Raw genomic sequence first — 14,052 nt, 5'->3', positions numbered from 1 at the left:
CGGAGCGAGAGATTAGCAGATGACGCGGGCTATGCCGTGCCTGTGTCCGGCTCTAGGAACTGCAAATCGCAGAGACGCCGGTAGAGATCGCAGCGGTCATAGAGCTCCTCGTGCCGGCCGGTATCGAGCACCTGGCCCTCGTCGAGCACCACGATCGAATCCGCGCGGCGCACCGTGGCGAGCCGGTGGGCGATGACGATGGTCGTTCGCCCATGCGAGGCGCGGTCCAGCGCTTCCTGCGCCAGGCGTTCGGACTCGGCGTCCAGCGCCGAGGTGGCCTCGTCGAGAACGAGGATGCGCGGATCGGCGGCAATGGCGCGGGCAATCGCGACCCGTTGCGCCTGGCCGCCCGAGAGCCGCAGGCCGCGTTCGCCGATGCGGGTCGCGTAGCCGTGCTCGGTGGCGGTGATGAAGTCGTGCGCATTGGCAATAACGGCCGCGCGCTCGACGTGGGCATCCGTGAGGTCCTCGCGGCCGAAGCGAATGTTCTCGCCGATGGCGCCCTCGAACAACATGGGGTCCTGGAACACGACCCCAAACGATCCGCGCAGCGCCGCGGGATCAAAGGCGCGGGTCTCGTGTCCGTCCACGGTGATGCGACCGGACGCCGGATCGACAAAGCGGAGCAGCAGATTGATCAGCGTCGTCTTGCCGGCGCCACTCGGTCCCACGACCGCAAGGGTCGTGCCGCGCGTGGCATGGAAGCTGACCTCGCGCAAGACCGGCTGGTCGTCGTCGTAGCTGAACGCCACACGGTCGAAGCGCACCTCACCGTCCCTGATCGGGGGCGACGTGGCCGCGGCGCGGCTCGGCTCTTCAGGCGTGTCCAGGAAGGCGAAGACTCGACGTGCCGCCCCCAGCGCCGTCTGGATCTCGACATACGCGGTCACCAATCGGCGCGAGGGCGATTCGAGCATCAGGAAGTAGTAACCCAGCGCGATCACGAGTCCCAAGGTGATCTGGCCCTCGACCGCCGGCGGGGCCAGCACGATCCAGATCGCCGCCAGAGTGCCCCAGTAGACGACCGTCTGGGCCATGGCGATGCCTTGCACCACGACCAGGCGCAGGCGCCCGCGCCACAGCCGGCGCGCCGCGACGCGCAGCCGCCGTCCGGCCCAATCCTCGCGATTGAAGGCCTTGAGGTCGCGGGCGCCTCCCACGAATTCAGTCAGCAGCGCCGACAGATCGGCCATGGCGTCCTGGACGCGCTGGCTGGCGCCCTGCACCCTGCCTTGCATCAGCACCGGCAGGAAGGCGTAGAACGGGATCAAGGCCGCGGCGAGGAGGCCGAAGCGCCAGTCCACCGCGAAGATGATGCCCACCACGGCCACCACCCGAAGGCTCGAAAGAGCGCCATCCGAAAATACGCGCTGGTAGACCCCGCCAATCGCGGTGGCGTCGGAGGTGAAGTGCGCCACAACTTCGCCGGTCCGATGCCGACGCAAGCTGATCAAGGGCAGGCGATGCGCGTGGTGCAGGATGCCCGTCCGCAAGAGGTTCATGGCGCGTTCGCCCATGCGGGCATAACCGTATTCGGCGGCGTATCCCAGCCCGACAAGGACCGCTTCCAGCGCGAACATGGCGACGAGCACCGGCGCGAGCAGCGCTTCATTTCCCTGGCCGAAGACGTCGTCGACCAGCAGCTTGATGAGCCAGGGACGGGCGAGCACAAGCACTGCGGCGGCGGCCGCCGCCGCGGTGGCGAGCGCGCCGGTCAGCCAATACGGGCGCACATAGCCGAGCAGGCGCCGGAAGGTGGACCAGGCGCGCGGGGCGCCGGCGGTCTCACTCGGGGCCATCGCGGCTGCCGGCGCGCTCATGAATTCACCGTGCCGGTGGAAGTCATCTGCAGGTCGCAGAGCTCGCGGTAGAGGTGACAGCGTTCGTAGAGCTCGTCGTGCCGACCGGTATCCGCGACCTTGCCCGCGTCGAGCACGACGATGCGATCCGCGCCGCGCACGGTCGCCAGCCGGTGTGCGATCACCAGCATGGTGCGGTCCGCGGCAGCCCGCTCCAGCGCCACGTGCACCAGGCGCTCGGCCTCGGCGTCGAGCGCCGAGGTGGCCTCGTCGAGGACGAGGATCCGCGGGTCGGCGGCGATGGCCCGGGCAATCGCGATGCGCTGCGCCTGCCCGCCGGAGAGCCGCAGGCCGCGTTCGCCGATCTGGGTCGCGTAGCCCTGCGGCATGGCCGTGATGAAATCATGCGCGTTGGCGATCGTGGCGGCCTCGACGACCCGCGCTTCCGAGATATCGTCGCGGCCAAACCTGATGTTGTCGGCCACCGTGCCTGCGAAGAGCACGGGATCCTGAAACACGACGCCCACGTGGCGCCGCAACTCGGCCGCGGTGACCGTGGCCACGTCATGTCCATCAACGAGGATGCGTCCGCCGTGCGGCTGCAGGAAGCGCAGCAACAGGTTCGCGATGGTGGTCTTGCCGGAGCCGCTGGGACCGACCAAGGCCGTGATCCGACCGGCGGGCGCCGTGAAGCTCACGTCTTGGATCACACGCGCGCCGCTCTCGTACGCGGCGCTGACGTGCTCGAAGTCGATCTCGCCACGGATGTCCGGCAGGCCACGCGCGGCGTCCGGTTTCGCCGACTCTGTGGGCGTGTCGAGGAACGCGAACAGCCGTCCCGCCGCGCCCAGGGCGTGCTGGGTCTCGGCGTAAGCGCCCATCAGCGCGAATGCCGGCCCCACGAGGTACAACATGTATTGCGCCAGCGCGAGCACCACGCCGAGTTTGACCTCGCCGCCAAGGATGGCGCCCGCGAGCACGGCAAAGATCGCCACCCGAATCAGCTCGTGGATGACGGTGAAGAAGAGCCGAGTGTGCCGCAATGTCGCGACGCGCAGGCGAGCGCTGAACAGCCGGCGTAAGTCGCTCGCCAGGCGGCGCGCTGCCCAGCCCTGTCGGTTGAAGGCCTTGATCTCTCGGGCGCCGGCGACCAGCTCGGTCGACAGACCGCCGAGCGCGGCCATGGCCGATTGCTCCCGTTCACCAGCCCGGCGTTGCGGGCGGCCGAGCAGCGCGGGCAGAGTCGCCTGGAGCGGGATGACGCCAAGCGACACAAGGACAAAGCGCCAGTCGATCAGCCCGACGACCAGCAGCATGACGGCGAGCTCGATAACGGCGGCCGGGGCGACGCCGAAAGTCGCGCGATAGACGCCCGTCACTGCGACGGAGTCGGTGGTGAAGTGCGCCACGACCTCGCCGGTCCGTTGACGCCGGAAATAGGCCAGCGGCAGCCGCAACGTGTGGTTCATGAGCCGCGTGCGGAGGTCGTTGATCGCCTGCTCGCCGGCGGTCGTGTACAGATAGTTGGACGCCAGAAGCAGACCGGCCGTGGCCACGGCCGACGCGACGATGCCCGCCGCCGCCGGCCCGAGCAGGTCCAGGTTCCCGGCCCCCACGACGTCGTCGATGAGGATCTTGGTCAGCCAGGGGAAGGGTAGGAAGGTGGCCACAACCAGGACCGACGACATGATCGCCGCCGCCTGCCAGCGCCAGTGCGGCCGGAGGTAGGCTGCCAGGCGGCGGAGGAGCCAAACGGTGTTGGGCGATTGGGTCGACGCTGCGTCGCTCATCGTGCCTCCCTCAATCGAGGGTGCCATGACCGCGGCCAGACCGCACGCGGTGCGCGCCCGCCTAAATCTGCAGCCCGTCCATTGCGACCGAGAACGCGTCGGCGTTCCGCAGCGAGGCCGCTCGCGATTCAACTTCAGGTGTCAGCCGACGATTCGACGCGAAGGGCACGGTCACCTCGTGCAGGCCGCCATGCGAGCGGAGACGTGAGGCGCTAAGGACCGATAGATCGTGCGCGCCGGGCGCCCGGCCCAGGACGGAGCCGCGATCGCTGAGCAGGACGATGTCGCCGATGCGATCGGCAGGCAACTCGTACTTGGCGGCGGCTTCGCCGCGGGGCAAGGCGTCGTCGATGCGCGGGTCTTCGCGCAGGCGCTGGATGGCCGCATCCACCTGATCGGGCGGCAGATAGACGGTGGCAAAGGATCCAAGGCCCGCGTGGTGCGTCACGTGCGGATCGGTCACCGGCAGCACCACTCGAAACGGCCCGGGCACCGCCCCTTCCAGCAGCGTTTCCAGGTAGACGATGTTGGGTGTGCCGTCGGGATGGCACTTGTCGTTCATGCCGTGGTCGGCGGTGAGCAGGATCACGGCCCCCATCGCATCGAGCTCGGCGAGGCGGTGGTCGAGCGACGTGTAGAAAGCGTCGGCTTCGGGCGAGCCGGGCGCGTAGGTGTGCTGCACGAAGTCCGTGAGCGAGAGATAGAGCAGGTCGGCCAGGCGCTCGCGCGCGAGGTAGACACCGCAGGCCATGACAAAGTCGCTCATTTGTCCGGAATAGATGCCGGGATTGCTCCGACCCATGCGCCGGGTGACCTCCGCGATGCCGTGCTCTTCCTCGGTCGTTGCGTGCGCCAGCTCGCCGGAGAAGCAGATGCCGCGCCAGCCGGTGGCCAGCATGGTGCGCAGCTTGTCCTTGGCCGTGATGGCGGCCACGCGATGGCCTTCCCGGCTGAACCTGGCGAAGAGCGACTCGCAGCGCAGGAATCGCGGGTGGTCCATCATCACTTCGACCTCGCGCTTCGCGTCGTAGAAGTAATTCCCCGAGATGCCGTGCGCCGCGGGCGGCTGACCGGTGGCGATGGTCATGTTGTTGGGGTTGGTGAACGAGGGAATCGCCGCCGGGACGAGGTGATACGCGCCCTCGCGCTGGAAGCGGGCGAGCGTGGGCATGCACCCGTGGTCGATGGCCGCGTCCACGTAGGCCGGGTCGGCGCCGTCGGCGCAGATCACGACCACGGGCGAATGGTTTTCAGGCAACGGCGGCCTCGCATTTCGCGTTCGGGTTCGCGTCCAGTCTAAAGGCGGTTCCAGCTCCCGGCGGCCATTTGGGGTCTGAGCGGGTTTTTGTACGTGTTCGGCGTTTAACTTCGTCTACGAAGTTCCGATCCCCTCGGTGGACCGGGCTGCCGGCCCTTGTCCAGTCATTCCGAACGAATGTGAGGAATCTACGGACGCTGCGAACTTTTCCTGCCCCTTTGATTCCTTGCTGCGCTCGGAGTGACAGTTTGAACGTCCGCGCTCGGGCAAGTTCCCAGGCTGCACGCAGCCTGGGCCACCGGTCCGGCGCTATCCTCGCAGCGCTACCGGTATGACTCGTCCAGGCGAGGGGGCGATGGAGCAGCTTCCGGAAGTCCACGCCATGGCGCTGCACCTCAAGCGCCTGGAGTTCTCCGGCTTCACGCTCGTGCCCGAAGCGCTTGCCCCCACACGACTGGAACGGGTTCGCGAGTGCCTCGACCGACTCTTCCGCGACCACCCCAACGTGCCAACGGCCGTGCAGGACTATCGGCGGACATCGCTTCCGGGATCGGGATCCATCGACATCAACCGGCTGTTCGAATTGGACCCGGTCTTCGAGGACCTCATGGACCTGCCCACCGTGCTCCCCATCGTCCAAGCCGCGCTGGGACACGACGCGACGCTGTGCTGCGATGCGACGGGGAACCATCGGGCGCCGCGTTCACGGGCGGCGACGCTCTGGCATCGCGACGGCGGCCCTTACCTCCGTCTGACCTTCTTCTTGGACGACATCACCGAGCGCAACGGCGCGACCGCCTTTCTTCCCGGAAGTCATCTGAGCGCCGAGCCGCCGCCACCGTGGGCCAATCACGACAGTCAGCCCCGCGCGCTTCCCGGAATGGTGCACGCCACCGGACCCGCGGGCGCCTGTCTGCTGAACAACACGAACCTCTGGCACACGAACACGCCGAACGACTCGGACCGGCCGCGCCGGGTGATCTGGCTGCTGTTCAAGCCGTCGCAGGTGGAGTTCGCATCGCACGACGAGATGAAGTCCACCGACGCCTACTTCGCCCGCCAAACCGGCCCACGGCGACGCGCCCTGATGGGCCTGGCGGACTAGCTCGAAGCGACGGTCCGGGCAGCCGGCGGCCGGAAGTTCAGCGCTCTTGATTCCTCGCTACGCTCGGAATGACAGAGGGGCTCGGAATAACAGAGAGGCTGGAGCAGGCCCGCTAGGTTGCCAGCACGAACGTATTGCTGAGGACCCCGTTGCCTTCGACTTCGACTTCGACGACGTCGCCGTCGTTGAGCGGCGTGCTCTCGCCGGAGGTGCCGGTGAAGAAGACATCGCCCGGCTCGAGGGTCATATACCGCGAGACGTAGCTGACCAACTCGTCGACGCCGTAGAACATCTTGGTGGTGCGGGTGTCCTCGACGACCTCACCGTTAACGCGGGTGATGAGCTGGAGGTCGCGGTAGTCCAGGCCGGGGGTGATCCAGGGCCCGAAGGGCGAGAACGTGTCCGTGCCCTTGCCGCGGAACCAATCGCTGTCGGCGCCGACCCACTCGTAGGCGCTGACGTCGTTGGCGCAGCACACGCCGAGGATGTAGTCCGAGACCTCGTCTTCCGCGATATGGCGGCCGCGCTTGGCGATGACGACAGCCATTTCGCCTTCGTACGACACCGGCGTTTCGCGCGGCATGACGACGTTGGCGCCGGGATCCGTGACGGACGTGCTGGGCGCCAGGAACGGCTTGGGGCGGGGCGGCTTGGGCGCACCGGCCATGTGGCTCTCGTAGTTGCCGGCGGCGTTGATGACCTTTGACGGCATGGTCGGGGACTTGAGCGTGACCGCGTCGAGCGACACCACCGCGCCGGTGCGCTGACGGTCGCCAAAGAAGTCGCCCTCGATCTCGGCGATCGAGCCGTCGTCCAAGATGCCGTGCCGGATGCTGCCGTCGAGTTCGTAGCGCACCAAGTGCATATCGTCAGGTTCCTTCATCGCGCCGCGCCGTCAGCCGGTGCGGGAAACAGTGCCGCGATTATCCATGATGCCGATGGTCGAGGCGGCAATCGGGACGCCTCGCACTCGCGGGCGCCTCGAAACGCCGAAGAGCCGGCGGTCGAGTGACCGCCGGCTCTTCGCTGGCCGCGGGCGCCGCTGCTCAGGGCAGGGGCGCCGCGGTGGGCGCTACCGCTCTTCCCAGTACGGGTCGATCCACACCAGGTTGATCGGCGACCGCACGGGAATGGCGTAGTTCTGCATCCAGAACGCGCCCTTGACCCGGCGGTGGTACAGGTTCAGCAGCGACCCGCGCGAGAACTGGCCGTAAACCATTTCACCGCGCGCATGCAGCCGCGTCGCCATCTCCAACCACGCCTCGCGCCGCTCTTCGGCGTTTGCCGCGCCGAGGATGGCCGCGTACGCCTCGTCGATCCACGGCCGGTTGATGTTCGAGTGGTTCCAACCACCCAGCTCATACAGCCGGTCGCTGCAGATCCGCAGGCACGCGTCCACGGGGTTCTGGTCGCCGCCCATGTTGGCGAACACCAGATCGTGCACCCGCTCCTGGTAGAGCTTCTCGATCACGGCGGAGCCATCGATGATCAGGAACTCGGTCTGGATTCCGACCTCGTCCCAGTAGGCCTTGATGGCCAGATCACGCGGCGCCGGCGCTCGCCACCGCATCCACTTGATGACCTTGCTCGAGTCCCAGCCCGATTCCGCGAGCAGTTCACGTGCGGCGTCCGGGTTGTAGGACAGGTCGCGGAAGGTGCCCTCGGGCGGGTCCGACAGCAGCGCCACGTGCTCGAAGATGTAGTCCGAGATGAACCGCGTGCCGCCGTGCAGCTCGTTGTTCAACTGCTCACGGTCCACCGCCAGCACCATGGCCTCGATCAGCATTGACTGCTGCTCGAGGGTCATGTCGGCGAAGATCTCCGCCGTCTGGTTGAGGAACACGCCGGACGCGAACGGTGAGCGCTGTGGGAACGGCCGCAGGTGCGCCTGCGCCGCCAACCGCGCGAAGGCCTCGATGCCGCCCGCCGCACGGTGGAAGTCGATCGGGTTCGGCTGCTCGTTGGCCTCGGTGGCCGCGTCGAGCGCCGCGCCGTCGCCATAGCGCACGACGTAGTCGTCCACATACGGCGCGCCGTAGGCCCAGTCCTTGTTCGACGTGAGGTCGGCGAACTGCTGGGTGACGTAGCGTTCGAAGATCATCGGGCCATTGCCGAGGAGGTCCACCGCCCGCGCTTCGGTCGCGATTGCCTTGTCCAGGCCCGCAAAGTGGTGCCGCGGCATGGCAAAGACCTTGCTGCCGGACGCCCACCAGTTGTTGTCGGGCCGCTCGATCGTGACCTGGACCGTCATCTCGTCAATCTTGGACACACCCGAGGCGTCGGTGATGCTGTCGGTCGGGTTCTCCGCCCAGGCCTTCACACCCTCGATGTCGCCCCAAGCCGTCTTGTGCTTGTTGTTGTTGTAGGCCGGGTCGAACGCCATCTCCATGCCGAACAGCACATCGTCGGCGTCGACCACACGCGTGCGGTCGTGCCACCAGATGTCGGGGTTGAGATGGAAGATGTAGGAGCGGTCCTGCTCAACTTCCTCCCAGCTGCTGGCCAGGGCCTTATCCCATTGGCCGGTCATCTGCGGCGTCTCGCCCATGCCCCAGGTGTCGCCGATCCACAGCGGTTCATAGACGTAGCCAAACACGAACCCCTGCGTGCTGCTGACGGCGCGCAGCGGCGTGAAGATGTCCTGCGTGTTGGCGCGACTGGCGCTGAGCGTCAGCGTGCCGCCGCTGAGCGGGCCGTCCGGAATCATCATCTCGGCCGTGACTTCCTTGATGACCTCGACTTCCTTCGTCACGACGACTTCCTTGACGACTTCCTTCGGCACTTCCTTGATGACTTCGACTTCCTTGACGACTTCCTTCGGCACTTCCTTGACGACTTCGACTTCCTTGACGACTTCCTTGATGACTTCCTGCGTCACGACCTTCTCGACCGCGACTTCCTTGACGACTTCCTTCGTGACCACGGACTCGACCGGGACCTCCTTCACCACTTCCTTGGTGACGACGGTCTCAACCGGGACCTCTCTGATCACTTCCTGCGTGACGATTTTTTCGACGACTTGCGCCTCGCCACACGCCGCCAGCACGGCCGCGCCTGCCGCGCCGAATAGGCCGGCGGACGCACCGCGCAATAGATTTCGACGGGTCATGACCCGTCCCGCAACATGCTTCATACAAACCTCCCCTGCCGCCGACTTGGCGGCGGCGCACCGCTAGGCGAATGATCCGCGGCGACAGTATCGGGGCGGCGCGCCTGGCATCATCCCGGCGACGCCGCGGGACAAAAGCTTAACCGAAACCGAAAGAGGCGCGCGAATGGCCCATTGTTCGTCGGCCGGGCGGTCCTGTTCAGATGTCCTCGAACCGCGTGCGTCAACGAAGAAGACGCGCGCATCTGTGGGTCGCGAAGCGGCCGGCTGCCGGCGCGTGCATGGAGTGCCATGTACTTGCGAGACGCCGAAGAGCCGGCGGTCGCACGACCGCCGGCTCTTCGATCTGGGCTCATGCCGCCGCATTGCGCGGCGGCATCGCGGTAGGCGCTACCGCTCGTCCCAGTACTCGTCCAGCCACACGCGCTCGATCGGCGAGTGCACCGGCATGGCGTAGAACTGCATGTAGAACGCCCCCTGCAGACGCCTGTGATACAGGTTCCGCAGCGAGCCGCGCCAAAACAGTCCGGCCACCATGTTGCCCTTGGAGTGGAGTCGCGTGGCGAACTCGATCCACCGCTCGCGCAGCGCCTCGTTGTTCGGCGCCGCGAGCATGTCGGCGTACGCCTCGTCGATCCACGGGCGGTTGATGTTCGAGTGGTTCCAGCCACCGAGCTCGTACACCCGGTCGCTGCACACGCGCAGGCACGCGTCCACGACGGCCTGGTCCCCGCCCATGTTCGCCATGACCATGTCGTGCACGCGCTCCTGGTAGAGCTTCTCGATCACCGCCGAGCCGTCGACCAGGAAGAACTCAACCTTGATGCCCACCTGCTCCCAGTAGTTCTTGAGCGCCAGGTCCGTGGGCGTCGGCGGCCCCCACTTGATCCAGTTGATCACCTTCTCGGAGTCCCACTGGGCTTCCTCGACTAGGGCGCGCGCCGCGTCCGGGTCGTAGGGCATGGCGCGGAAGGTGCCCTCGGGCGGGTCCTGCATCAGCGCCACGTGCTCGAAGATGTAGTCCGAGATGAACAGCGTGCCCGCGTGGAGCTCGTTGTTGACCGTGTCCCGGTCCACCGCCCGCACCATGGCCTCGATCATCAGCGACTGCTGCTCGAGCGTCATGTCGGCGAAGACCTCGGCGGTCTGGTTGAAGAACACGTGCCCGCCGAATGGCGAGCGCTGCGGGAACGGCCGCAGGTGCGGCAACGACGCGAGGCGCTGGAAGGCCTCGATGTTGCTCCCGCGGTGGAAGTCCTGCTCGCCAGCCTCCATGGCCGCGTCCAAGGCGGTCCGGTCACCGTAGCGCACGACGTAGTCGTCGACGTAGGGCGCGCCGTAGGCGAAATCCTTGTTCCCCGCCATGTCGGCGAACTGCTGAGAAACGTAGCGGTTCCAGATCATCGGGCCGTTGCCCAGAAGGTGCGTAGCGCGCGTCTCGAGCGCCGTCGCCGGCTCGAGACCGGCGTAGTGGTGCTGGGCCATCGGCGGCAGGTGCCAGTCGCGGCTCGCCCACCAGGCCGAATCGGGCCGGTCGATCGCGACCTGCACGGTCATCTCGTCGAGCTTGGACAGGCCCTCAACGTCCTCAATGTTGTCCGTGGGGTTCTCGCCCCAGGCGCCAGCACCGACGATGCGGGCCCAGGCCTTCTTGTGCATGCCCGAGCCGTAGTTCTTGTCCAGGCCCAGCTTGGCGCCGAACAGCACGTCGTCCGCCGTCACCGGCAGGCCGTCATGCCATTTGACGTCCGGATTGATGTGGAAGTTGTAGACGCGGGCTCGCTCGACCTCGTCCCATCTGTTGGCCACGCCTTGGTCCCACTCACCGGTCATGGCCGGCGTGTCACCCGGGCCCCACGTGTCGCCATACCACAGCGGCAGGAACACATAGTCCGTGATGTAGGCCTGCGAGCTGCTGACCTGCTTGAGCGGGTTGAAGATGTCCTGGGTGTTGCCGCCGCCGGCGCTGTGCCGGAGCGTGCCACCGCTGATCGGCCCCTCAGGAATCATCATCTCCGCGGTCACGAGCTTCTCGACGACGACTTCCTTGGTCACGACCTTCTCGACGACGACTTCCTTCGGAACTTCCTTGATGACTTCGACTTCCTTGACGACTTCCTTCGGCACTTCCTTGACGACTTCGACTTCCTTGACGACTTCCTTGATGACTTCCTGCGTCACGACCTTCTCGACCGCGACTTCCTTGACGACTTCCTTCGTGACCACGGACTCGACCGGGACCTCCTTCACCACTTCCTTGGTGACGACGGTCTCAACCGGGACCTCTTTGATCACTTCCTGCGTGACGATTTTCTCGACGACTTGCGCCTCGCCACACGCCGCCAGCACGGCCGCCCCCGCGGCCCCGAAAAGGCCGGCGGACGCACCGCGCAACAGATTCCGACGGGTCATGACCCGTCCCGCAACATCCTTCATGCCAGCCTCCCCTGCCGCCGTCCTGGCGGCGGCGCACCGCTAGGCGAACGTTCCGCGGCGAAGGTAGCGGGGCGGCGCGCCTTGCATCATCCCGGCTGCGCCGCGGGGCGCGAGACTAACCGAATCAACTACGGGCGGGCAAATGCTCCTAACCGGAAGTGATGCGTGTGTCGGTGGAATTCCCCGACGCCTTCCATCCCCCGCGCGTCCGTGGGAAGCCGACCATCGCCAAGACGCGGAAGAGCCGGCGGTCTTGCGACCGCCGGCTCTTCGCTGTCCGCGGGTGCCGCTGCTCAGGGCAGGGGCATCGCGGTGAGCGCTACCGCTCTTCCCAGTACGGGTCGATCCACACCTGGTTGATCGGGGACCGAACGGGAATCGCGTAGTGCTGCATCCAGAAGGCGCCCTGGACTCGGCGGTGGTACAGGTTCAGCAGCGAACCGCGCCACAGCAGGCCGGCCACGATGTTGCCCTTGGAGTGCAACCGTGCGGCCAGCTCCAGCCAGCGCTCGCGCTTCTCTTCCTGCGTCTCCGCCGCGAACACCGCCGCGTACATCTCGTCGATCCACGGGCGGTTGATGTTCGAGTGGTTCCACCCACCGAGCTCGTACACCTTGTCGCTGCACACGCGCAGACAGGCGTCCAGGGCGTTCTGGCCGCCACCCATGTTCGCCATGACCATGTCGTGCACGCGCTCTTGGTACAGCTTCTCGATCACGGCTGAACCGTCGACCAGCAGGAACTCGGTCTTGACGCCAACCTGGTCCCAGTAGTCCTTGAGCGCCAGGTCCGCGGCCGATGGCGGTCCCCACTTGATCCACTTGATGACCTTCTCCGAGTCCCACTGGGCCTCTTCAAGCAGGGCCCGGGCCTCGTCGGGGTCGTAGGACAGGTCGCGGAAGGTGCCCTCCGGCGGGTCCTGCAACAGCGCGATGTGCTCGAAGATGTAGTCCGAAATGAACAGCGTGCCGCCGTACAGCTCGTTGTTCATGGTCTCGCGGTCGACCGCGCGCACCATGGCCTCGATCACCAGCGACTGCTGCTCGAGGGTCATGTCCGCAAAGACCTCGGCGGTCTGGTTGAAGAACACGTGCCCGCCGAACGGTGAACGCTGCGGGAACGGCCGCAGGTGCGGCTGTGCCGCCAGTCGCGCGAAGGCCTCGGTCCGTGAGCCGCCAGCCGCGCGATGGAAGTCGATCGGGTTCGGCTGCTCGTTGGCCTCGGTGGCCGCGTTCAGCGCCTCGCCGTCGCCGTAGCGCACGATGTAGTCGTCCACCCACGGTGCGCCGTAGGCGTAGCTCTTGTTCGCCGTGAGGTCGGCGAACTGCTGCGTGACGTAGCGCTCCCAGATCATCGGACCGTTGCCCAGCAAGCTGGTGGCCCGCGCCTCGGTGGCAATCGCCTTGTCCAGTCCCGCGTAGTGGTGGCGCGCCATGGGGAAGATCTTGCTCCCCGCCGCCCACCAGTCCGGGTCCTCCTTCTCGAGCGCAACCTGGATCGTCATCTCGTCGATGACGGAGATGCCCTCGATGTCCTCGGCGCTGTCGGTCGGGTTGTCGCCCCAGGCCCTGGCGCCGGCGATGTCGCCCCAATCCTGCTTGTGCTTGTTGTTGTTGTAGTTGGTGTCGAACGCCATCTCGATGCCGAACAACACGTCGCTGACGGTCAACGGCGCGCCGTCGTGCCAACCCACGTCCGGATTGAGCGTGAAGTTGTAAACGCGGTTGCGCTCGACCTCTTCCCAGCTGTTGGCCACACCAGGCGCCCACTGGCCGGTCATCGCCGGTGTCTCACCCGGACCCCACGTGTCGCCATACCACAGGGGCATGAAGACGTAGTCGGTGACGAAGGCCTGCGTGCTGCTGACCTGGCGGAGCTGCGTGAAGATGTCCTGCGTGTTGGCGCGGCTGGCGCTGAGGGTCAGGACCTCACCACTGAGCGGACCCTCCGGAATCATCATCTCGGCCGTGACTTCCTTGATGACCTCGACTTCCTTCGTCACGACGACTTCCTTGACGACTTCCTTCGGCACTTCCTTGATGACTTCGACTTCCTTGACGACTTCCTTCGGCACTTCCTTGACGACTTCGACTTCCTTGACGACTTCCTTGATGACTTCCTGCGTCACGACCTTCTCGACCGCGACTTCCTTGACGACTTCCTTCGTGACCACGGACTCGACCGGGACCTCCTTCACCACTTCCTTGGTGACGACGGTCTCAACCGGGACCTCTCTGATCACTTCCTGCGTGACGATTTTTTCGACGACTTGCGCCTCGCCACACGCCGCCAGCACGGCCGCGCCTGCCGCGCCGAATAGGCCGGCGGACGCACCACGCAACAGATTGCGGCGGGTCATTACACGCCCCGCAACATGCTTCATACAAACCTCCCCTTGCCGCCGACATGGCGGTAGCACCGCTCCGCGGACCACCCGCGGCGGCGACTTTCCAGCGGCGCATTATGCATACATTTGGGCAACGCCGCGAACCCCTAAGGATACCCGAAGTCCCGGCAGCCCTTCCGCGCCTGGGTTCACCGCGCGCAAAACACCG

8 protein-coding genes are annotated in these 14,052 nt (G+C 66.4%); 1 reads left to right on the top strand and 7 read right to left on the bottom strand.

What is annotated here, in order from left to right; genetic code table 11:
- Positions 1 to 29 precede the first annotated feature (29 nt).
- The 3 genes from OXG79_05280 to phnA form a co-directional block, all read right to left on the bottom strand.
- A complete protein-coding gene (locus tag OXG79_05280) occupies positions 30 to 1,820 on the bottom strand; it encodes an ABC transporter ATP-binding protein (protein MCY3783181.1) in 1,791 nt (596 codons plus the stop codon).
- The gene (locus OXG79_05275; GenBank protein MCY3783180.1) at positions 1,817 to 3,589 is read right to left on the bottom strand and encodes an ABC transporter ATP-binding protein; all 1,773 of its coding nucleotides are present in this window, start codon (positions 3,587 to 3,589) and stop codon (positions 1,817 to 1,819) included. Before OXG79_05275 ends, OXG79_05280 begins: the two co-directional genes overlap by 4 nt.
- A 61-nt stretch (positions 3,590 to 3,650) precedes the next feature.
- Positions 3,651 to 4,847, bottom strand: a complete 1,197-nt coding sequence (phnA, locus tag OXG79_05270; protein ID MCY3783179.1) for a phosphonoacetate hydrolase — start codon at positions 4,845 to 4,847, stop codon at positions 3,651 to 3,653.
- Between the two features lie 355 nt (positions 4,848 to 5,202).
- On the opposite strand from phnA, the gene OXG79_05265 reads away from it, so the two are divergent.
- Positions 5,203 to 5,952 carry a phytanoyl-CoA dioxygenase family protein gene (locus OXG79_05265; GenBank protein ID MCY3783178.1) on the top strand — a complete coding sequence of 250 codons (750 nt, stop codon included), beginning with the start codon at positions 5,203 to 5,205 and terminating at the stop codon, positions 5,950 to 5,952.
- A gap of 112 nt (positions 5,953 to 6,064) precedes the next feature.
- Here the strand turns inward: OXG79_05265 and OXG79_05260 are convergent, their stop codons facing one another.
- From OXG79_05260 to OXG79_05245, 4 genes are all read right to left on the bottom strand, one after another.
- Complete coding sequence (locus tag OXG79_05260) at positions 6,065 to 6,835, bottom strand: fumarylacetoacetate hydrolase family protein (protein MCY3783177.1); 771 nt, start codon at positions 6,833 to 6,835, stop codon at positions 6,065 to 6,067.
- 189 nt (positions 6,836 to 7,024) lie between these two features.
- On the bottom strand, positions 7,025 to 9,061 hold the full coding sequence (locus OXG79_05255) for an ABC transporter substrate-binding protein (protein MCY3783176.1): 2,037 nt from the start codon (positions 9,059 to 9,061) through the stop codon (positions 7,025 to 7,027).
- Between the two features lie 390 nt (positions 9,062 to 9,451).
- Positions 9,452 to 11,473 carry an ABC transporter substrate-binding protein gene (locus OXG79_05250; protein MCY3783175.1) on the bottom strand — a complete coding sequence of 674 codons (2,022 nt, stop codon included), beginning with the start codon at positions 11,471 to 11,473 and terminating at the stop codon, positions 9,452 to 9,454.
- 343 nt (positions 11,474 to 11,816) lie between these two features.
- Positions 11,817 to 13,856, bottom strand: coding sequence for an ABC transporter substrate-binding protein (locus OXG79_05245; GenBank protein MCY3783174.1), 2,040 nt, complete (start codon positions 13,854 to 13,856; stop codon positions 11,817 to 11,819).
- Positions 13,857 to 14,052 lie beyond the last annotated feature (196 nt).

The sequence above is a fragment of the Chloroflexota bacterium genome (assembly GCA_026706485.1).
In the GTDB taxonomy this organism is placed as follows: domain Bacteria; phylum Chloroflexota; class UBA11872; order UBA11872; family UBA11872; genus JAJECS01.
The sequence above is the reverse complement of the archived record's forward strand: the minus strand, read 5'-3'. Positions and strand labels throughout refer to the sequence as shown.